This window comes from Gemella sp. zg-570 (assembly GCF_018866345.1).
Taxonomy (GTDB): domain Bacteria; phylum Bacillota; class Bacilli; order Staphylococcales; family Gemellaceae; genus Gemelliphila.
On record NZ_CP076443.1, the window covers coordinates 1452408 to 1474284 of the forward strand.

A 21877-nucleotide genomic window follows, 5' to 3' on the forward strand; every position below is an offset into this window, starting at 1 on the left:
GAAATATTTTGTGTAGATGATAATAAACCAACTTGGACAACTTCTTCTATTGCTTCTGTAATTATATTTTCTGAAACTATATCGTCAAAAACTACAAGTCCATTTTCTTTTACTACTTCTCTTATTATTTCTTTTTTTCCATTTTTACCTTGAGTTACTACTTTTCTTTCACCTGCTTTTAGTGTAGATTTCTTTTCTTCTTTCCTAGTATAAGGTATTTCTTCTATTGAAGTAGTTTTTTCTTTTTCTATTCTTGTAATAGTTATGGTATCGACAGCTTTTACGTCAGATGATTTTTCTGGACTTACTATGTCATACTGACCCAAGCTAATATTTAATTCTTTTAAAATATCCTCTACTTTTGTATAAGTAGTTTTTCTGACTTCTGTTTTGTCTGCATCCTGTATAAGAATATCTTTAGCCTTAAATATTTTTATAACGTCATTGTTACTAACTTTTGAATCTAAAGATGGTTCTACCCTGTCAGTAGGATTTAGTTTTATTCCTTGACTTTCTAGTATTTCCCTAACAGTTCCTTTTTTAACTTTAACCTCAATTACCGAATCATCTGCATGTATGGCTAAAGCAACTTTTCTATAGTCATCATTAGTTATATAAGCTCCAGAGAATAATACAGTAATAACAGAAATAGAAGCTATTACTTTTTTAAATTTTGACATTGTTACCTCTCTTTATTTTTTATTTTAAATAAATTACAAGCATTATTATAGGTTAGGCTTGCCAACTTTTCGTAAGACATTTCTCGCAAGTCAGCAATTTCTTGTGCAACATATTTAACGTAAGAAGATTCATTTCTTTTCCCCCTGTATGGACTTGGTGTTAAATAGGGGCAATCTGTTTCTAGTAATAACCTATCTGATGGACACAATCTTGCTATTTCTTTCGGAGTTTTTGCATTTTTATATGTTACCGGACCAGCCAAAGATATATGGAAATTTTCTTTTAATGCTATCTTCATACTTTCAACAGAACCAGAGAAACAATGCATTATTCCTCCGACTTCTTTAGCATTTTCTTCTTGTAATATTTTTAATGTGTCTGCCATGGCATCTCGACAATGAATTACTATTGGTTTTTTAACTTCTTTTGCTAATTTTATCTGTTTTCTAAATACTTCTTTTTGAATTTCTTTGGGACTTTTATCCCAGTAATAATCCAAACCTATTTCACCAATAGCTATTACTTTTTTATGATTTAAGGCTAAATCTTTTATCATATTGTATTTTTCTTCTGTAAAGTCTATGGCTTCTACTGGATGCCAACCCACAGTCAAATACATTTCATCATAAAGTTCAGCAATTTCTAAGGCACGTTTTATACTCTTATCGTCAAAACCGACAATATTTATCAGTTTAACTCCAGCCTCTCTTGCCCTATTAACTGTTTTTTCTAAATCATTTTTAAAAGCATCATCATTAAGATGAGCATGTGTATCAAATAACATAAGCTTACTCCTCACCTATTACATTGTAACAAATAAAAATTACAATTAAATATAATGATTATTACTTTTATGTTACAAATTCTTTACAAAAATCAATTTCAATAAAAAATCTAGTCGATTAAAATATCAAACTAGATTTTTTATTTCTATTAAGTTATAACTTTTAATATACTTGCTTAAAGATTAAATTCATCTTTTATATCCTTCAACTTATTTAGCATAATTGCTCCGCTTCTAATATGTTCATTCAAGGCTAAGCTCATCTTATCTCCAAATCTACCAGGCAGACAAAATACTGCATTACCTATATCAAGAGCAAAATCTATTGTCCTAGAAGTTCCACTTTTTATACCCGCTTCTGTAACTATTAAACCACAACCTAAGGCTGCAACTATTCTGTTACGTTCTAAAAATCTGTATTTTCTAATTTTGGCAGTAGGAAAATATTCCGATATAATCAAATGTTTTATTCTCATTATTTCATACAATTTATTATTACTTTCAGGGTAAATTGTATTATGACCGTGAGCTATTACCCCTATTGTATAGCCCCTGCTTCTTATGGTTTTTGTATGGGCTATGCTATCTACTCCACTTGCAAGACCACTTGCCACAACAAAATTATTATCAACCAAAAAAGGCACAATCACATCAAGGGCATTCTCAGAATATTTTGTATTATTTCTTGTCCCCACTATGGAAATTTTTCTTTTGAACAGGAGCAAGTCTTTATTGCCCCTATAAAAAATTACAAAAGGAAAATCATATAATCTAAATAATTCTTTCGGATAGTATTCACTGTCATAAAAAATATATTCAGTTCCGTAAAAATTAAAATATTTTTCATAGTTAAAGCTTAAATTATACTGAAATTTATCATAAGCCTCTTCACAAGACTTGCCAAAATAAGATGTAAAAGTTTTTAAGTCTAGGCTAGCCATATCTTCAATTTTTTTTACATTTTTTAGTGCCTTGTGTATCCTTAATGTTGTTATATTTTCAATGGCTATTAGTGATAAGATTATCTTTTTTTCTTCATCTGTTAATTTCTTTTGCAAGATTTCTTCCCTATCCATATTTTTCCCCTCCTCTTAAATTAATTTTGTAATTTTGTGTAATACCAGTCTATTATTTTTTTTAGTATCCTTAATTTTTCATAATCATTAATATATATAGTATCAATAAAAGTAATATAGTTTAGCATGTATTTTAAAATTTCTTGATATGATTTTCCCTGCTTATAAAGTTTAAACATTTGTCCCTGCCACATGATTAAGGGGCTTCTTAATAATAGTTGCTCGTTTAGATTAAGACCAATAATTTTTGGTATCTTATTAAGGGCAATTCTTTGATTGTAGAATAAACTTAAAAGTTTGTTTTTTACAGTTTTATCAAATTTTAATTGCCTATAAACATAATTTTCTATATCGGTCGGATAAAATTTTGTTGTTAAATTTTTGCTAGAAAAAGTAAAATTTAGGGGCAAATCAAAATTAGATAATTTACAACTACTAATTTTACAAATCGCATTATGTTTTTTTAAACTGCTAGCCCAAAGTTGATAGAATAAAATTTCATCCCTATTCCTATCAAAACCATAGAAAAAAATAGCCCCCTTGTGATAGTTTAAAAAATTATCTACAAAAGGTGAATACTTTATATACACTATATCATTATTTCTTTTAATCTCTTTAACAAATTTATTAACATCTATTAGCCAAATTAATTTTATTCCTGCATCTAAATATCCCCTTGTCCTATCTGCCAATAAAGTATAGGGTATGATAGAACGCTGGTATTCAAGAGCAATATTTTTATCGGCTAAATAAAGATCTGCAATCTGTAAACTATCATTTGTTTTAAAAATATATTCAACTTGGACATTTTTATATTTATTTTTAAAGTGTTGATATAACTTTTTCTTTACCTCTAAATGTTCCTTACTCTCTTTTTTATAATTTTCAAAACTACACTCACTATTTTTTACATGAGCAAAATGTGATTGGATTTTGCTTCCCTTTTTAAAAATAACTTCACTCTTGCACAGGGGACAATAATACTTATCCCTTCTATTTATCTCCTCATCTATTGCATTACAAATTTTATTATTTTTATCATATACAATATACATACCTACTCACTTCCTTATAAAACTTATCCTTTCTTAACCTTGGCGACAATCATCTCTAATTCAATACTTATATTTTTTAATTTTTCGATATCTTCAGCCCTTATTTCCTTAGAAAATGTTATATGATTATAAAAAGTAGCATTAAATATTATTTCCCTAGGCTTAAATAGTTCTTCGCTATACTTAGTAGGTTTATAATTAGCTATTAGATGCATATAAGCCTTTGTTGAAAAACCCTAACTGTGCTTGTTTATAAAAACTAAACTTTTTTCCTTTATATATGAGTTAGCCTTACACTTATGACAAGAATAAATTAATTGACTATTAAATTTTTTACTACATTTTCTATTTTTATCTTAAATTTTATTTTCTTTCCCTAAGCTCTTTAAAAAATTTTTTTACAATATAACTACATTCTTCTTCCATGACACCGCCAATTATCTTAGCCCTATGATTAAAAAGATTACTTTCTACCAAGTTTATTATACTACCACAACAACCATTTTTGGGGTCTTTTGTGCCGTAAATAACATTTTCTACCCTAGCTTGAATTATAGCTCCACTACACATAACGCAGGGTTCAACAGTAGAATATAAAAAACTATTATCAAGTCGCCAAAATCCTATTTTCTTACAAGCCTCATTTATCACCAAAATTTCTGCATGATTTAGGGCTTGCTGGCTTGTTTCTCTGGTATTGTGTGCCTTAGCAATAATTTTATTATCGACAACTAAGACAGCACCAATAGGAACTTCTCCTTTCTGGTAGGCAAGTCTAGCTTCTTCTAAAGCAATGCTCATAAAGTAATCATGATTTGTCATTTACACTTATCCTTACTATACTTTTAATTAAATTGTATCAAAATAAAAAAAAGTTATCAAGCTAAGATCCAAGGCTTCTTTTAAAATTTTAGAATATAATTTCAAGCTAAAATAATTATTAAATTTTAAAAATACTTTAAATATAAAATTAGAATTATAAGCTAGAATATTATATAATTAGATAAAATAAATTTTAGAGGTAGCTAATGATTGAAAAATTTTATTTAGGAACTTATACCAAAAGAATTAGTCAAGGAATTTATTCTATAAAACTTGATAAAGTAAATAAAAAATTATTTGATTTGAAACTAGAATATTCAGTAAATAATCCTACATATTTAGTAACTAGCAAAGAAAATATTTTTACCGTTTCTACTAAAGAATCTTTAGGAGGACTTACATATTTTAAAAATGGTAAAAAAATAGCCGATCATCATTCAGAAAATTCTGGACCTTGCTACATAGCCTATGATGAAAAAAATAATTTTTTACTAACAGCTAATTACCATACAGCTAGTCTTATCTTGTATGAAATTAATAAGGACAAAATAATTTTACTTGATAAAATAATTCATGAAGGCAAAAGTTCATTAGGTTCTCAAGAAAAATCCCACATACATTACAGCAATTTTAGTTCTGATAAAAAATTTATTGTAGCTTGCGATTTGGGAACTGACAGCCTAATAACATATAAAATAGAAAATAAAAAATTACTTAAGGTCGCAACCTACAAGGCAACAGAAAAAAGCGGGGCTAGACACCTAGTATTTCATCCTCAAAAAGATATAGCCTACTTGATATGTGAACTAAATGCCAGCATAGAAATATTAAATTTTGATAAAGTTAATGGAAGTTTTACTAAAAAGGATGGTATCTCCCTAGTAGAAAATGATGAAAAAAAATGGGCAGCAGCTATACGCATTACTAAGGACGGAAAAAAATTATATGCTAGCAACCGAGGAAAAGATGTTTTACTAGCATTTAAAATTGAAGATGATGGCTTATTAAATCATATTCAAACTGTTGATACCTTGGGTAGTGTGGCTAGAGATTTTAATTTATCTTCAGATGATAAATTTTTACTTGTAGGACATCAAGAATCTGATAATCTAACCTTATTTGAAAGAAATGAAGACGGCAGACTTAAGTGTATTGAAAAAAATATTTTTGCTCCAGAAGTTGTTAATATAGTAAATAAAAACTGATGAGTGGATTTAAATCCATTAACCAGTTTTTTAATTTTCATTTTGTAATTTTACTATTGATCTGTGGTCATATACTACTGAATTTTTAGGAACGTCTTTTTTACAACAAGATTAGTAGATATTTTACTATTTTCTCCAATAGTTATATTACCTAATTAGTTAATATATTTTAAATCCTCAAATTCATACATTGAGAAATATTTTTCTGCTCCGTCTGGTAAAATTAGCTATTGTTTTTTCTGGGTACTTAGCGTCTGCACGCTTAGCTCCTAATATTACGACTCCTGATGAAATACCTAGACCAATGCCTCTTGTCAGCATAAAGTTTTTAGCTTCTTCAATAGCTTATTCACTTGTTCTTGTTAAAATTTCATCATTAATTCTCTGTTGAAATTACCAGGAACAAAACCTCTGCCTATACCTTGAATTCTGTGTACTCCAGCTTCACCTTTAGAAATTGCTGGTGATTCTGCTGGCTCAAGTGCTACTGCTAATAAATCTTTTTTAGATTCTTTTAGAAACTTAGTTACCCCTGTAAATGTTCCACCAGTACCAACTCCAGCAACAAAAATATCAACATTAGGTACTTGTTCTAAAATTTCTTTTGCAGTTGTTTTATAGTGATAATTTGGATTTGCAGGATTATCAAATTGACTTAAAATAATTGCATTTTCGTATTTTTCTGTTAGTTCTTTTGCTTTTTCAATAGAAGCCTTAATACCTAATTTTTTGGAGTTAGAATTAATTTAGTTCAATAGAGCTTAATAAGTGTACGACCTTCAAGACTCATAGATTCTGTAATTACTAATATAGCCTTATATCCTAAAAAAGATTTTCTTTAGAGCTAAAATTTTCATCAAGTAAAAATTCAAAATCATCTGAATTTATACCAAAATTTTCCTTATTTAAATCAAAAATAAGTTTCTCTATATAGTCTAAATCTGTTTGTTTATTCATTATATATATATATTTTAGGATAATTTATTATTTTATTATCACTACTTTTATTTGATTTTTTGTATAGTATATTTAAAAAATTTTTTATATTATTAATAATATTTCTCATGTTTTTTATTTATATTCTATATCTTCTTAACAAATTCTGATTTTAATTTCATAGCTCCAAAACCATCAATTTTACAGTCTATATCGTGGTCGCCCTCCACTAAACGAATGTTTTTTACTCGTGTTCCTTGTTTTAAAACTGATGAGGCTCCCTTTACTTTCAAATCTTTTATTACTGTTACTGTATCTCCGTTTTGCAAGATATTTCCCTTAGAATCTCTATAAACTTTTTCTTCGTCTTCTTTTATATCATTTGCAGTCCATTCATAAGTACACATAGGACAGACAAATAAAGCCCCATCCTCATAAGTATATTCTGATTTACATTCTGGACAATTTGGTAAAATTGTCATAATAACCTCCTATTAATTTTATAAAATTATTTTAACATAAATATTTATATTTTAGCATATATAACATTTTTACTTGTTAAATTTTTTCTTTTCCTTTGAGCATATTTAAAGTTTTGCTGAAATAAATTAGTTATTAGTAAAAATATATAAACAAAAACAAAAAAGACTTAAAATTATTTTAAATTTATGATTTTTGAATTTATACTTTTGAACAATTTTTTTACTTTATTAAAATACAAATTAAATTTACATATTTCTCTATTTATAAACTATTTTTTACCTTGCTAAAGTTTTTAAAAATCTCAAGATGTAATATCTTGTCTAAGAAATTTTAATTGCAAAAAATTATTTTATTACAAATCCCTATTTACTAAATAATAGTAGCTTTCTTTATTTGCTTATTTTAAATATATGTGATAAGATAAGAAAAATTTAAAAGGAGGTAGCCATGGCAAAGAAAATAGCAGCTTTTTTTGATATAGATGGAACTCTTTATCGTGATTCCTTGATGACAGAACACTTTAAAAAATTAATTAAATATGAAATATTGGACAATAAAATTTGGGTAAACGACATTCGCCACTTGTATCAGGCTTGGGACAATAGGGAAGATGACTACGACGGTTATTTGTTTGAACTATCTAATAAATATGTTCAGGCAATAACTGGCCTTGAAAAAAGCACCTTAGATTTTGTTGCCGAGCAGGTGATAAAATTAAAGGCTGATAGGGTTTATAAGTATACAAGAAATATTATTAAAAAACACAAAGAACAAGGGCATTTAGTATTTTTCATCTCGGGTAGTCCAGACTTTTTGGTCGAAAAAATGGGAGAAAAACACGAAGTTTTTTTAAGCGTTGGTAGCGGCTATATTATAAAAGACAATATCTTTACTGGTAAGGTAATTCCTATGTGGGATTCGCAGAGTAAAAATAATATGATTGATGAACTTATAGCGACCTATGAAATAGACTTAGAAAATTCCTACGCTTATGGCGATACTAACGGAGATTATGAAATGCTTAGCCGGGTTGGAAATCCTGTGGCAATAAATCCGAGTAGCGAACTCTTAACAAATATTAAAAATAATAAAAATCTTTCCCAAAAAATTGATATTATAATAGAAAGAAAAGATGTTATCTACTCACTAAAAGATACTGTCAAAACACTAGAAATATAAAATTTTTCTGCTTTCATTAAATTTTAATATCAAATATAAAATTATATTCAAATAAAAATAAAAATTATTTTTCTATTTTTTCAGTTAATATTCTGAAAAAGTTAGTTGAAAATTGAAATACTATCTGCTAGAAAAAATAATTAGAAATTATTCTAGCTTTAGTGAAATAGTATTTAAAACTTTTAAAATATCGATTAGTTTAATTTATTGTTAATTAAATACTAGAAGAGAATAAATTAATTTACTTCTAGCTTGTAAAAGAAAATAAACAAAGTCTATAAGTAAAAATTCATACTAAAATCTTAATAAAAGATTTTAAATAAAATTTAATTGTGCTAAAAATAAACATAGAAAGTGTTTAATTATCAAAGTATAGTTTATTTACCTACTAAATTGGTTTGCATCTAGTATCGCAATATTTTCTGCAATTTAGCACTAATAAATATAATCTTGCTAAAATAAAAAGATGACTTGTTAGTCATCTTTTTTGTTAAGAAAATTTTATATATTTTCCACTGTGTATAATTTTTTAAAGTGAGGTTTTTGATTAAGTAAATATTCAAAAGAACCACACTCTATTATTTTGCCATCTTTTAAAACTAATATTTCTAATATTTTCTTAGACTTTCTGCCATTATTTTATGAGTTATAGAGGTAAGGGTTAAGTTTTCATACTCTAATAAGTAGTTCTCAATATTTAAAGCATTATTATTATCTAAACTAGGAAACATTTCATCCGCTAATATTGGCTGGCAAGCTCTTATAAGAAGCCTTGCTCTTGATATTCTTTGTTTTTACCCTAAAGAAAGATTACTTCCATTTTCTTTTATAAAATTTTCATTATCGATTTCGGCAATAAAATGATACAGTCCTAGTATTTTCATTAATTTAATTATTTCTTCTTTGGAATACTTATTATTATGTAGACTTATATTATTAAATATACTTTACTTAAAACAAAAACGTTTTGGTCTATGCAGGAAAATTTATTAATTAATTTCATATCATCTATTAAGTTTATATCTATCCCATTAATTTTTACACTATCATCATTAGAAATATTAATTCTTAATAATAATTTTAAGAGCGTTGACTTGCCAGAACCTAACAAAGCAAGAAATGCGTATTTTTCCCTTTTTCAAAAGTATAACTGATATTATCTAAAATAATATTATCCCATCGACCTAGTATAAACAACAACATATTTTCTTTTTCCCTGACATCTTTTTAAAAGAATGCTCTGTACTTGCAGAATGATTATATTCACATAAAGAATCTGACTAATTGTGGTGGTTGCCACTTGATGAACAAGCAGTTAAAAATATTGCTGACAATACTATCATCGAAAGAATTTTATGTAATTTCATTTATCTTATCTCCTAAAATTTACTATATAATTACAATCTCTTACTTTCATTAAACATAATAAATTTCTCTTTTCAATAAACCCTTACCAAAGGAATTTAGATAAATATAAATTTAAATTATAAAAATGTTTTTTCTAGTTGAAAGTTTTATTTGAAAAATATTTAACCAATCAAAAATTTAAAAACAAAAATATTATTTTTAAAATAAAATTTAACTAGCAATAAATTATTTTTTAAAATTTCTTCATAAGAAAAGAATTTATTTAGAAAAAAGACGACTATTTGTCGTCTTTTTTAATCATCACATTTGCTTTTTCTACATTAAATTTAGATAAATCATATATTTGTTCAGCAAAAGTTTCTTTGTTATATTTATATATTGTTTTTTCAAATAAAAAGTAAAAATTATTTTTATCTTGAGCAAAATATGGACTGTTTCCATCTCCAGGTTTTTCATTTGGGAAGTTTATGATGGTTTTTTTGCCACTTCTTTTATTGTATATGGTGAAAACATGGCTGGGAACATATAAATTGTAATGTTCTATTATTAAATTTTTTTCATCTTGATGCATATATAAGGGGTAGTTATAGTCTAAAGTTATAAATTCTTGCTTATTATTTTTTAAATTTAATTTTAGTATTTTATTACTACCTCTCGGCTCTCTACTTTCTGTTAAGCCGGCAGAATTTTGACTAAGATAGATATAATTATCATCCATAACCATTCTCATATAAGCACCATTTTCATAATTCAAATCTATTTCTTCCTGCACTTCAAAATCCATATTTAGTTTTAATAATATATTTTTATTTTGTTTCTCTACTACATTACCTATTAACAAGTAGATAATATCATCTTTTACTATGATGTCATTAGTAACATTGATACCACTTCTTTTTATTTCTTTTTTTCTCAATTCTTTAAAGGACATATCGTATTCATAAATGTTAAATCTATCCGTAAAAACATCTGTTGCATAGATTTTATCCTTGTAGTGAGTAAATGTATAGGGTTCGCTACTATCATTTTTTAAGTTAATATCTAAAGTATCCTTATCTATATTTGCCAAAAGAGCATGCTTTCCTATAACTGTAGTTTTTATAAGCAGGTTTTTATCCAAATCTATATAATCATAATTTAAGAACCCATACTTACCAGACCTCTCTTTAGTGTCTACTAAATTTAATTCATTATTTTTTTCTTCAAATAGAAGTATTTTGTTTTTATCGACAATCCCTATATCATATTGATATTTTTTTTCATTATTTTTAAAATTGGAACATCCCGTTAGAATTAATACAAGTGTTATTATTAAATAAAATATTTTTTTCATAAATCTAACCTCCTTTATGAATAATAAAATAATTATACAATACAGGTATAATAAAAATAATAATAATAATATTAAAAAATATTGTATTCTCTACTGTCTACTTATTTTTAAATATTTTAGTAATTTTTTATTTTTTATTTTTTATTTTTTATTTTTTATAATTAAAAACCTACCTATAAGCATAAATATAAGTAATACTGTCCAAGAAATAATTAACGTAATTATAGAAACTCCATATTTATTTTTTAATATTATTGAAGATATACTGGTAAGAATAAGAAACATTACTATATCATATTTATTTATTATTTTGTTCACATCAAATAACCTCTAATCTTATTTTGTTTAAACTCATTATACTTGTGTGTATTTGATAATATATATATATCTATTCCTTTTCCTTGCCAATATGCCTGTTGAACTACTTTTTCTAAGTAATTATATCCCCCATAAGTAGCAGCTATTGAAATTGCTGAAAGTCCCCAACCTACACCAGGAATCAACCCAAATGCAATAGAAGATAAAGTTTCAGCTAGCTTTCCATAACGTAATCCTTTCTCGTACATATGTTTTACACCCCAGTAATTGATATACCCAATTTTAGTTTCTGGATAATATGCACTCCTTAAATAAGGATTTATTTTTATTTCTGGTTTTAGTATCATTTCAATTAAATTATATTCTTCTTGAGATATTAAGTTTTTATTTAATCTTATCTGTGCATTATAAAGTTCTCTTTCTATGTCTATTTCAGAGAAGTTAATTTCTATTTCAAAAGAGTTATTTTCGTTATTAATTGTATTCTCATTAAAAGTCTTATCTTTAGCCTTAGCTACATTATCATAACCGCTAACTAAAGTAGAAATTGGGCTAACTAATAAACTAGCCGAAATTACGGCACTTGCTATTTTTATTTTTGTATTCATAATATTTTCCTACTTTTATGAATATATTAATTGTTTTAAAGTATATACTTTTATTCACACCCCAATTATAATAAATAGAAAAGAAAAAAACAAGACTTGTATTTCTCCAAAATATTTGATATAATTAGTGAATTAGGGTTTTAAAAATTTTAGAGTTTTAATAAAATATTCATACAAAATTTAATATATGTACAATACTGTGAGTGAAGTAGTGTCTGCAATATTTTTTAATTATTCATCCCATTATAATTAATTAAATAAGATATTTTTTTCATAAATCTAATCTCCTTTATGAATAAACATAATTATAATTTTATAAAATATTAAGAAACTAGGTTTGTTTATTAATATTTTCTATTTTGTTTATATGTAATTAATATTAGTGTTAATATAATTATTCCATTAATTAATAATATTATTAATAGAAATCTTTCAAATATTTTATCACTAAAAATATATCCAATATTCATTAATTGATATACGTATGAAGTTATAAGAAATATAGTTGACATTACTATTACTAATAATATCAAAATTAATATTATTTTATAAGTCTTTTCAATATTAGACTTTTCTTTATTTTTTTTGTACAAAAGATATGCTCCTATTAATGTTATAGTGGAAAATGAAGTAGTTACAGAGTTTAATAATAATGATATCTTATTTTCCATTTTTACACCCAATACCCATTTTCATCAAAATCATACCATGTCCCAGCTATATACAAACCTTGACCAGCAACAGCCCCATAGTCGCCTGGTAAATGATATAACCATTTACCATTATATTCTCGCCAACCAGAATATTGAATTAATTTTCCTCCATCTTCAAATTCATACCATTTATCGTTTATTTTTAACCATGGACTATTTTCAAATCTGGGATTATACATTAATGAAGCGTAAACATCAGATCTTAAGAAAAAACTAAATTTTATATCATAGAAAAAATACCATCCATCATAATAATCATCCCAATGCCAACCGCTCTTGAAATTTCCATTTTCTTTATAAAACCACATAGTTTTATAATCTTTAGATATACTAATCCAACCATTTTGAACAGACTCTGCTCTTGAAACTTCATCTATATCAGGTTTATAATAAGTTTTATATATATCATTCGATATCCCTACGACAGTCGCTAATCCAGCAACTATTGTTATAACTACAAGTAATGGGAATGCTCTATCTTGAGGTAATTTTTCTATATCTTTTTTTGCTAAATTTAAATATTTTTCTTTTTCATCTTTACTTAAATGTTCTTTACCTTTTAAAATAACGCTATAAATTTTTTTATTATCCACTACATATTCTGTAATAAAATAGTCATTTTTATTAACAACTACATATTGTTCATTTTTATTTAAATATAGCATTTTTCCTATATTTAAATTTGAATAATTATTAGCCTTAGCCACATTATCATAATGATTAATTAATACTGAAATGGGAGAAACTAATAAACTAGCCGAAATTACAGCACTTGCTATTTTTATTTTTTTATTCATAATATTTCCCTCCTTTTATAAATATTATTAATTGTTTTAAAGTATATACTTTTATCTACATCCCGATTATAATAAATAAAAAAGAAAAAAACAAGACTTGTATTTCTTCAAAATATTTGATATAATAAATAAATTAGAGCTTTCAAAAATTTATAGTTTTAATAAAATAGCATAAAAAATTTAAAATAAATTATCCACACAAATTTCAAAATAAAAAACTAAGTAAAAAATTACTTAGCTTTTTTGTTTATCTATTTTTTCTCTAAATATCCTTCTTTTTATAATAATTCTTAACTCTTAGCTAAAATTATATTTTTAGTATTTCCGTCAATAATTAGTCCTTGTATTGATTTAGCTACATCTATTTTTGCATAGTCTACTTCTAAATTTTCTATGATTACATCATCAAGATATTCTATTTTATGAGTTATTCCAGAAATTCCCTTATATTGTTCTGCTAGAGGATTTATTCTAGCTTACATATCTTATTTTAAAAGATCTGCTTGCTTATAATTAATTGTATTCCTAGCAGTTTGTTTTAGAAGCCTATATCCTTGATGAACATAAACTAATTCTGAAATTACTAATTCATCTTGCTTACTAAAGGTTTTTATTTGAAAATTATCTTCCTGCTTATTACTTGTTGAAGTTGAATTATTTTCTTGTTTAGTGTCTGTTGAAGTTGAAGTAGAACTGCAACCTACAGGTGTAACTGATAATATAAGCGTAAATAAAATTTATAATAATTTTTTCGTTACTTTTCTCCTAATTTTTAAATTTAAATTCTATATTATACAATATTTTTTTAAAAAATAAAATCTGTTTTTATTCTCCCCAAACTTCTGCAACTATTTCTTGGATAAGTTTAATTTTTTTCCATTGGTCTTCTTCAGTTAAAATATTTCCTTCTTCAGTAGAAGCAAAACCGCATTGTGTGCTTAAATATAAGTTTTCAAGTGGAACGTATTTGGCTGCTTCTTTTATTCTTGCTATTACTTCTTCTTTATTTTCTAATGTAGCAGATTTAGATGTTAAAAGTCCTAATACAACTTTTTTACCTGGTGTAACTTTTGCTAAAGGTTCAAATCCACCAGCTCTATCTGTATCAAATTCTAGGTAATAAGCATTTACATTTTCTTTAGCAAATAGTGTGTCTGCTACCTTGTCATAGGAACCTTGACAGAACCAAGAAGAATGGAAGTTACCACGACAGACGTGTGTATTTACTACCAAGTCTTCTGGCAAGCCTTCTAAAACTCCATTATTTAATTTTATAAAATCAGCGGATAAATCTTTTCTAACTTCCTCTATACTTTGACAATTAGCGTTTGCTACTTTTCCCAGCAAGTTATCATCTGACAAAGCTCCCCAAGTACAATCATCAAATTGTAAATTACGGCAACCAGCTTCATATAAATCAAATATAACCGTCTTATATGCTTTTATAATATCTCTGAAAAGTTCTTCTTTATCTGGATAAACATTAAAAGTATTTGCTGTATTTTCTGCATCTCTTATAAGTTCTCTAAAAAATTGTGCAGGTGCTGGAATAGTTTGACGTGGTGTTGCGTCTTTACCAACTTCATCTCTAACAAATTTAAAATGATTTATAAAGGGGTGATTTTCTCCAGAAATTTTTCCTGTCAAGCCAGCTGAATCTGGTTTTGTTGTTTCATCATGAAATTGATAACCTATTTTAGCTTGCGTGTGTTCTACTCCATTTAATCCCCAAAAGAAATCTAGGTGCCAATAAGCACGACGAAATTCTCCGTCTGTAATTCCTTTTAGTCCTACTTCTTTTTGTTTGGCTATCAATTCTTTAATTGCCTTGTTTTCTACTTGTGTTAATTCTTCTCTTGTGATTAAATTTTGAGAAAATTTTTCTCTAGCTTCTACCAATTCTTTTGGTCTTAAATAGGAACCAACATGGTCAGCTCTAAATGGTGCGTTATGTCCGCTACAATTACAATTACATTTTTTTATTTCTGTCATTTTTAAAATCTCCTTAAATAATAATTTTTTAATAATATTTTTTATATTTTATTCTTCTTCAGGTAATATTGCTATTACTCTGACGGGTGAACCTGTTGCTTCTTTCCAGTTAGGATATGCAATAGATATTAAGGCACCCACTGCTGGCAACTTGTCCAAATTATTTAATACTTCTACTTGGTAAATATTTTGTTCTAGTAGGTAATATTCTTCATATAAAAATCCTTTTTTAGCTACTGTCAAACCTGCGTCAGTATCCAAAGTTTCATGGCCAACAGCCTTGACCTGTCTTTCATGAATTAAAAATTCCAAGGCTTCTCTTGACCAGCCAGGTGTGCGTTGCACGCCTTTGTCATCTAAATTTCTTATCTTGTCTTGACTAGGCCAGCGTTTTGACCAATCACTTCTAAAGGCTACAAACGATCCTGGCAAAATTTTTCCGTACTCTAACTCGAAATCTAAAATATCTTGTTTTCTTATTTCATAATCATTATTTTCAGCAACTTCTTTTGACTTATCAATTACATATAGGGGTAACAATAAATCTTTTAAAGCTATTTCATCTAAATATCTTCCACCTTTGACAAAGTGAATAGGAGCATCTATGTGCGTACCGTACTGCCCAACCACAGAAAATTTTTGCACGTGAAAGCCATCTTCTAAAGTGAACAAGTCTACTTTTTCCAAAACGGGTAGAGCTGGAAAGTGTGGGGAATTTTCATCTATTTGATGAGAAAGATTAACCCACTTTCTTGATTTTAAAATTTTGTATATATTAAGTAAATCTGCCATTACAATTCTCCTTTATTATTATTTATAAAATAAACGCCCAAGAAAAAGTAGAATTAAAAAACACCCTCAAACAAGAATAAACTTGTTCAAGGGCGTTATTAATATACGCGGTACCACCTTGATTTGATTAAAAAATCATCTCACTAAAGTACGTACTAAAATAGTATTATACTCCGAAGCTATATCGGGCTTGCCCGTAGCAGTCTAAAATATTCGACCACTAACACTCAAAGACCATTTTCAAAGTTTTATCTTTATCTTCTTGCACCAAACGAAGACTCTCTGGAAAATCTGCCACTTTTACTTTTCTTATCAACGTGTTATTTTATGTTAGGGAGAGTATAACAAAATTTAAAAATTTCGTCAATAGTTTTTTTAAAAATTTTTCTGAAAATTAAAATTAAAATACATATTATTTATATTAATTACTAAAATTTTATAAATTAATGCTTGTAATTAATTAATAAAATAAAAATTTTCTTTTAATTAATAGCTAGCAAAATTATTTTTTTATATCATACTTAACTTGTTTTTTTAGGGTTAGCAAATGCAAAGTTACTACAAAAATAAATGTAATAAGTAATAAAATAATATCTTTAAGAGTAAGGCTAACAAAAGATTTTTCTAAAATAAAAATATTGGCACAAACACCCAAGACCCCACCTAAAATTAAAAGATATAATAATAATTTTTTATGGCTATTAAGGGGTAAACTTACCCTGTAAACCATAAGTAGTCCATTAAGTAGGGCTAATATAAAGGCTATACTTGAATTAATTTGAAAAATATTGACCAGCAAGACTGCTCCAACAAGAATGCTCCCAGCCAAACTTGCATTAGTCAAAACTTCTTTCATAAAATTATTTTTAACTATTTGCTTATTTTCTTCAAAGGTTAAAAAGAATGAGGGTATTCCTATAGTTAGTGCAGAAATAACTGTAAATTGAATAGGAATAAAAGGAAATTTCATTGCAAATATTACCGACAATATGGCAAAAGAAATTGAAAAAAATGTTTTTGTTAAAAATAGGGCTGCCACCTTTTGAATGTTATTTATTACCCTACGTCCCTCCATAAGAATATTATAAAAAACTCCAAAATCATCAGTTAGTAAAACTATATTAGCCACACTTTTTACTGCACTTGTCGCTTCTTTCATACCAAAACTAATATCAGCTTTTTTTAGTGCCAAAACATCATTAACACCATCGCCGCTCATGGCAACCGTCTTACCATTTTTTTGTAAAATCTCAACCATTTTTTCTTTTTGATTAGGACTAACCCTACCAAAAATTTGATTATTTAAAACTACACTTTCAAAATCTTCATCACTGACTTTAGTCATATCTACTGCCAGAGCATTTTTATTAAAACCAGCTTTTTTGGCAACACCCAAAACTGCCTTGTGGTTGTCGCCGCTAATTATTTTTATGTCTACACCCTGACTGTTAAAATAATCAAAAGTTTGTTTTGTATTTTCCTTAATTTCATCAGATAAAACTACATTGCCAATTAACTCTGTATCTTTAGGCTTATCTATAAAGTCTTTACTAAATGCTAAAGTTAAAATTCTATAACCATTATTTTTATATTCTTCAAAATTACTTGCTAATTTTTCTTTTATATCCAAAAATTCAAAAGCTCCAAAAAAATATGTTCCTTCATCTTTTACTTGAATGTAAGAAAATTTATCCCTACTAGAAAATGCTCCTTTTTTAATTACATGCCATTTTTTTTCTAGTCTCAGATATTTTTTTAAGGCTCTTGATGTTGCATTCTCATCATCAAAATAGGCTAGATAGCTAGATAATTTTTCTTTTGCTAATTCATCTATTGCTACAACATTCATATTTCCTGTCGTGATTGTTCCTGTTTTGTCAAAACATAAAACATCTATACGAGCCAGAGTTTCTGTACAATATAATTCTTGTACCAAAACTTTCTTTTTTGTCAGCTTGTAGGCAGACACAGCCAAGGAAACACTAACTAAAAGAACTAGTCCTTCTGGTATCATACCTACCAAGGCACCTGCACTATTTAAAACTATATCTACATAGTCTAAACCAATAAACTTACCTCTTAGATACAGTATAATAGCAACTGGAACTAATAAAAAAGAAATATATTTCAAAATTGTATTCAAGTAATCTCTTAACTTAGACGGATATTTTTTAAACTTTTTACTGTCCTGAGCCAACTTATTAATATAACTATCCTCTCCTACTGCCGTAACTTTCATCAAGCCACTACCACTGACAATATTACTTCCACTCAAAAGCTTATCATTAACTTTTTTATAAATATTATCACTTTCACCAGTAAGTAAAGATTCATCTACTTCTATTTCTCCAGCAATCAAAACTCCATCACAAGGAATTTGGTCGCCAAGATTTAAGTTTAGATATTCTCCCAAAACAATTTCGTATATATCTATTTCTTGAACCTTGTTATCTCTATTAACCTTGTACTTTGCCCTGCTTATCAGACTAAGTTTTTCTAAGGCGTTTTTCGATTTTACTTCTTGATAAATTCCTATAACAGTATTAATTACTATAACAAGAACAAAAAGTAAATTTTCAAATCTTAAAGTTGTTGCTACAAAAAATGCTAAAACTAAAATCATACCATTAAAAAAGGTAAAGACATTTGAAAAAATAATTTCTTTGGTAGTCTTGTAGGGTTTTACCACATCAATATTTTTTTTAGCTTGTTTTACTTCTTCATTCGTTAAAAATCTCAAAAACTCACCCCAAATTAAATTTTTTATTTCATATAATCAATATAAAATATTATACCTAATTATAACAAAAAATTAACAACAAAAAAACTTTGCTAATTCCAAACAAAAAAGAGCGATTTTAGTATCACTCTTTTTTAATTTTCTTCGATATTGTAAATATAATACTTAGATTTTTCTTTTTTGCCGCCAGAATAATTTTTATTATTTAGTCTTAGGGTAATAATTTGTTTGAATTATTTATAGGCTAGCTTATTTACTAAACATATTCTACAACTTTTAATAATTTTCTAATAATCTCTTGACAGCATATAGCCTTATCCTAAAATATAAGTTAAAACTAGGTTAATAATAATTATTAAAATACTGTTCTGAATTTTATAAAATTTTTTTAATATTTCATTATATGATAAATTGTTGTTACCATTCCTAATATAATTCCACTGATTATAATAATATTTGCAAGCATATCATCACCAAATATTTCTATGTTATTTTTTTTAAAATTGCTGAAAATAATAAACAGTAAAAGCAAAATAATTATAACAAGTAAAATTATAATAATATTCATCATCTAAAATCTTCCTTTCTACATAATATAATAACAAAATAAAATTAAAAAATCAATAATAAAATAAATATTTTAAATTAAAAGTAAACTATAAAAAAAGCTAATATTTTTAAAATATTAAATATATGCTCAAAATTTTCCTAGTAAAGTTGCGGTGTAAGTTAAATTATATTAAAATTAATAATGTACTTTTGACAATTTATTTTGTAATAGTTTTTCGAATATTAAAAAAATATTATCGTAAATCTTATATATCTTCTAAATAATTAAAATAATTTTTAACTTATCACAATAAAAATTTTAAAATACTTGATAATGTTTATCATTTACCCGACAAAAAATTTATGCTATAATTTATTTAATAAGTAGGTCGAGGGAGAGTATAGCAATGAAAATTCTACTAGCATATTCATCAAAAACTAAAAATACAAAAAAAGTTGCTCTAGCCATGTATTAAAGTATAAAAGATAGGTATGAAGTAGATATTTATGACATTAGAAAAGTTAAAAAAACATTGACTGACTATGATTTATATATTTTGGGTTGCTGGGTCGACAAGGCTACAGTCAATAAAAATATGCAAAAATTTATTGCAGAACAAAAAATTGAGAAGAAAAAAGTTGCCCTCTTTATGACTTGCGGTCTGCCAAATTACCACTATCACGCAAAAGATTCCATAGACAACTATTTAAAATATATGCAAGAAAAAGATAATGAAATTTTAACAACTTTTATCTGTCAAGGAAAAATAGACCCCAAAATATTAATAGTTTTCAAATTTTTAACATGGCGAGAACCGAATTTTATTCATAAGATAGACCAACCTATGCTCTAATGGCTATAGGATTCTAAAGCTCACCCTGACAAAAATGATTTAGCCAATGCTAGTAGCTGGATTAAAAATTTACTTAGTGATAATTAAAATATCATTCGCCGATAATTAAAATCTCATTTGTCGATAATTAAAATCTCATTTGTCGATAATTAAAATATCATTCGCTGATAATTAAAAAATCATTCGCTGATAATTAAAAAATCATTCGCTGATAATTAAAATATTATTCGCTGATAATTAAAATATTATTCGCTGATAACTAAAAATCTCATTTGCCGATAATAAAAAAGACTATGATTAAAAATAATCATAGTCTTAATTTTATGCCGCCTTCTGGCAACCACAGTCGCATTTTTCTTGGCAAGTACAACCTACTTTTTCACAACCACATTTACATTTTTCCATATTTTCTTCCTCCTACTAATTATTATTTTTATTGGATCTTTATTATATTACGATTTATATTTTCTGTCAATACTTTTTCCTTTTAAAGAAATCATTACGATTTACTTTTTAAAACCCTTATTCCAAAAATTTTACAAATCGTAATAAAAAAGTTTTAAGTAAAATATAAAATTATATATTACAACTAAATCGGAATGGCTATTATTCTATTTTAGAAAGTAAGTATCTAATAAATTTACTAATATCTACATCTTGACCAATAGTCCCGACCAAATTCAAAACACCACTAGAACCTATAAACATACTAGCAAAATATTCTAAAGATAAGTCGCCATTACTAGCCACTTGCAACATACTTTTTGTTTCTAGCTTGCTCGGCAAAGAATAATTTTCTGCCAAAGCAGAAATTTCATATTCCTTGCCCTCAATAATATTACAGATAAGTTGCTGCGAATTTGTAATCATTGCCTTTAAGGAATGCTTGCCTGCATTTTTTAAAATATAATTTTTACAGCAATATACCGTTTCATCTTTTAAAACTGCCATAATACGATTTAAAATATCATCTTGAGAAGAAAAATGTAAAATCTCTCCTGAAAAATCAGCAATTTTACTTTCTATTGCAAGTTTATTTTTCTTGTATCGCCTCAATCTTTTTAGATATAAATTTTTATTTTCCGGGCTAACGTCCATAAAAAGTTCGACACCATTTTCTATATAAAGTGGAGCAGAATTATAGATGACACTTCTTTTTACGTTAAATTCAACTGCCACCCTTTGAACAATATTGCCACCAAGTGAATGCCCAGTTAAAATAATATTATCCCCATACCTGTCCCTAACTTTTTTATAAAAATTAATACAAGCTCGGTAGTGTCTACCCTGACCCAGTGCAATACTGTAAAGGTCAGTTTCAAAATCTTTTTGAAAATCTGTATAGGGATTAGTACCGGTATAGGCTAAAATATAATTATTTCTTTTTCTATCTTCAAAAAAACTTCCGCTACTTCCTGTTTTGCTGTCATAAAAACTGCTAATATATTCTAATTCTTTTGGAAAAAATCCAAGTTTTTTTTGTAGGTCTAAAAAATTTACTATCACTTTTTTATTACTATTCACAAGTCGCATAGCTTCTACTTGATAAGTTATTTTTGCTGCATGAATAGTCGGTTCTAAAATTGTCATAA

22 protein-coding genes, 1 pseudogene and 1 other annotated feature are annotated in these 21877 nt (G+C 26.6%); of the genes and pseudogenes, 3 read left to right on the forward strand and 20 right to left on the reverse strand.

Translation table 11 applies throughout. The features are described from left to right. Positions 1-38: 38 nt before the first annotated feature. The 6 genes and pseudogenes from KMP11_RS07760 to KMP11_RS07095 form a co-directional block, all read right to left on the reverse strand. Positions 39-680, reverse strand: a pseudogene (locus KMP11_RS07760) (ubiquitin-like domain-containing protein); the annotation flags it as partial. A 2-nt stretch (positions 681-682) separates the two neighbouring features. Next, entirely contained in the window at positions 683-1465 is a 783-nt protein-coding gene (locus KMP11_RS07075; protein WP_216279827.1) for a TatD family hydrolase, read from the reverse strand. Positions 1466-1641: 176 nt separating this feature from the next. Then, a complete protein-coding gene (locus KMP11_RS07080) occupies positions 1642-2541 on the reverse strand; it encodes a DNA-processing protein DprA (protein ID WP_216279828.1) in 900 nt (299 codons plus the stop codon). Between the two features lie 20 nt (positions 2542-2561). After that, complete coding sequence (locus KMP11_RS07085; protein ID WP_216279829.1) at positions 2562-3596, reverse strand: competence protein CoiA; 1035 nt, start codon at positions 3594-3596, stop codon at positions 2562-2564. A 23-nt stretch (positions 3597-3619) separates the two neighbouring features. Continuing rightward, positions 3620-3811: a hypothetical protein gene (locus tag KMP11_RS07090; protein WP_215756433.1), complete on the reverse strand. Its 192-nt coding sequence runs from the start codon at positions 3809-3811 to the stop codon at positions 3620-3622. Between the two features lie 148 nt (positions 3812-3959). Further along, complete coding sequence (locus tag KMP11_RS07095) at positions 3960-4418, reverse strand: nucleoside deaminase (RefSeq protein WP_215756434.1); 459 nt, start codon at positions 4416-4418, stop codon at positions 3960-3962. Positions 4419-4624: 206 nt separating this feature from the next. Between KMP11_RS07095 and KMP11_RS07100 the strand changes: the two genes are divergently transcribed. Beyond that, the gene (locus tag KMP11_RS07100; protein WP_216279830.1) at positions 4625-5623 is read left to right on the forward strand and encodes a lactonase family protein; all 999 of its coding nucleotides are present in this window, start codon (positions 4625-4627) and stop codon (positions 5621-5623) included. 183 nt (positions 5624-5806) lie between these two features. Here KMP11_RS07100 and KMP11_RS07765 read toward each other — a convergent pair whose 3' ends face one another. The 4 genes from KMP11_RS07765 to KMP11_RS07110 form a co-directional block, all read right to left on the reverse strand. After that, positions 5807-5944 carry a hypothetical protein gene (locus KMP11_RS07765; protein ID WP_252344695.1) on the reverse strand — a complete coding sequence of 46 codons (138 nt, stop codon included), beginning with the start codon at positions 5942-5944 and terminating at the stop codon, positions 5807-5809. Between the two features lie 41 nt (positions 5945-5985). Further along, positions 5986-6369, reverse strand: coding sequence for a pyridoxal-phosphate dependent enzyme (locus KMP11_RS07770; protein WP_371741381.1), 384 nt, complete (start codon positions 6367-6369; stop codon positions 5986-5988). 76 nt (positions 6370-6445) lie between these two features. Further along, the gene (locus KMP11_RS07870; protein WP_256442618.1) at positions 6446-6580 is read right to left on the reverse strand and encodes a hypothetical protein; all 135 of its coding nucleotides are present in this window, start codon (positions 6578-6580) and stop codon (positions 6446-6448) included. A gap of 125 nt (positions 6581-6705) precedes the next feature. Beyond that, positions 6706-7041, reverse strand: coding sequence for a zinc ribbon domain-containing protein YjdM (locus tag KMP11_RS07110; protein ID WP_215756436.1), 336 nt, complete (start codon positions 7039-7041; stop codon positions 6706-6708). Positions 7042-7489: 448 nt separating this feature from the next. Here KMP11_RS07110 and KMP11_RS07115 point away from each other — a divergent pair, with 448 nt between their 5' ends. After that, positions 7490-8221, forward strand: a complete 732-nt coding sequence (locus KMP11_RS07115; protein WP_215756437.1) for an HAD family hydrolase — start codon at positions 7490-7492, stop codon at positions 8219-8221. A gap of 928 nt (positions 8222-9149) precedes the next feature. On the opposite strand, the gene KMP11_RS07985 is transcribed toward KMP11_RS07115, so the two are convergent. The 9 genes from KMP11_RS07985 to KMP11_RS07160 all read right to left on the reverse strand — a co-directional run bounded on the left by KMP11_RS07985 (position 9150) and on the right by KMP11_RS07160 (position 19453). Beyond that, on the reverse strand, positions 9150-9332 hold the full coding sequence (locus KMP11_RS07985; RefSeq protein WP_215756438.1) for an ATP-binding cassette domain-containing protein: 183 nt from the start codon (positions 9330-9332) through the stop codon (positions 9150-9152). Between the two features lie 534 nt (positions 9333-9866). Continuing rightward, positions 9867-10922 (reverse strand): membrane lipoprotein lipid attachment site-containing protein, encoded by a 1056-nt coding sequence (locus tag KMP11_RS07125; RefSeq protein WP_215756439.1) that lies wholly within the window; start codon positions 10920-10922, stop codon positions 9867-9869. Between the two features lie 314 nt (positions 10923-11236). Next, positions 11237-11848, reverse strand: a complete 612-nt coding sequence (locus tag KMP11_RS07130; RefSeq protein ID WP_216279831.1) for a hypothetical protein — start codon at positions 11846-11848, stop codon at positions 11237-11239. Positions 11849-12521: 673 nt separating this feature from the next. After that, positions 12522-13358: a hypothetical protein gene (locus KMP11_RS07135; RefSeq protein WP_215756441.1), complete on the reverse strand. Its 837-nt coding sequence runs from the start codon at positions 13356-13358 to the stop codon at positions 12522-12524. Between the two features lie 290 nt (positions 13359-13648). After that, positions 13649-13828, reverse strand: a complete 180-nt coding sequence (locus KMP11_RS07990; protein ID WP_215756461.1) for a DUF1307 domain-containing protein — start codon at positions 13826-13828, stop codon at positions 13649-13651. 355 nt (positions 13829-14183) lie between these two features. Then, positions 14184-15350, reverse strand: a complete 1167-nt coding sequence (locus tag KMP11_RS07145) for a 5-methyltetrahydropteroyltriglutamate--homocysteine S-methyltransferase (RefSeq protein ID WP_215756442.1) — start codon at positions 15348-15350, stop codon at positions 14184-14186. A 48-nt stretch (positions 15351-15398) separates the two neighbouring features. After that, positions 15399-16142 carry a cyclase family protein gene (locus tag KMP11_RS07150; RefSeq protein ID WP_215756443.1) on the reverse strand — a complete coding sequence of 248 codons (744 nt, stop codon included), beginning with the start codon at positions 16140-16142 and terminating at the stop codon, positions 15399-15401. An 85-nt stretch (positions 16143-16227) separates the two neighbouring features. Beyond that, positions 16228-16467 (reverse strand) — a binding site (T-box leader). A gap of 177 nt (positions 16468-16644) precedes the next feature. Continuing rightward, positions 16645-18882 (reverse strand): HAD-IC family P-type ATPase, encoded by a 2238-nt coding sequence (locus KMP11_RS07155; RefSeq protein WP_216279832.1) that lies wholly within the window; start codon positions 18880-18882, stop codon positions 16645-16647. Between the two features lie 388 nt (positions 18883-19270). Next, entirely contained in the window at positions 19271-19453 is a 183-nt protein-coding gene (locus KMP11_RS07160; RefSeq protein WP_215756445.1) for a hypothetical protein, read from the reverse strand. A gap of 481 nt (positions 19454-19934) precedes the next feature. On the opposite strand from KMP11_RS07160, the gene KMP11_RS07165 reads away from it, so the two are divergent. Then, on the forward strand, positions 19935-20285 hold the full coding sequence (locus KMP11_RS07165; RefSeq protein ID WP_256444869.1) for a flavodoxin family protein: 351 nt from the start codon (positions 19935-19937) through the stop codon (positions 20283-20285). Between the two features lie 606 nt (positions 20286-20891). On the opposite strand, the gene KMP11_RS07170 is transcribed toward KMP11_RS07165, so the two are convergent. Continuing rightward, on the reverse strand, positions 20892-21875 hold the full coding sequence (locus KMP11_RS07170) for a Tle-like phospholipase domain-containing protein (RefSeq protein ID WP_215756447.1): 984 nt from the start codon (positions 21873-21875) through the stop codon (positions 20892-20894). Positions 21876-21877: the final 2 nt, after the last annotated feature.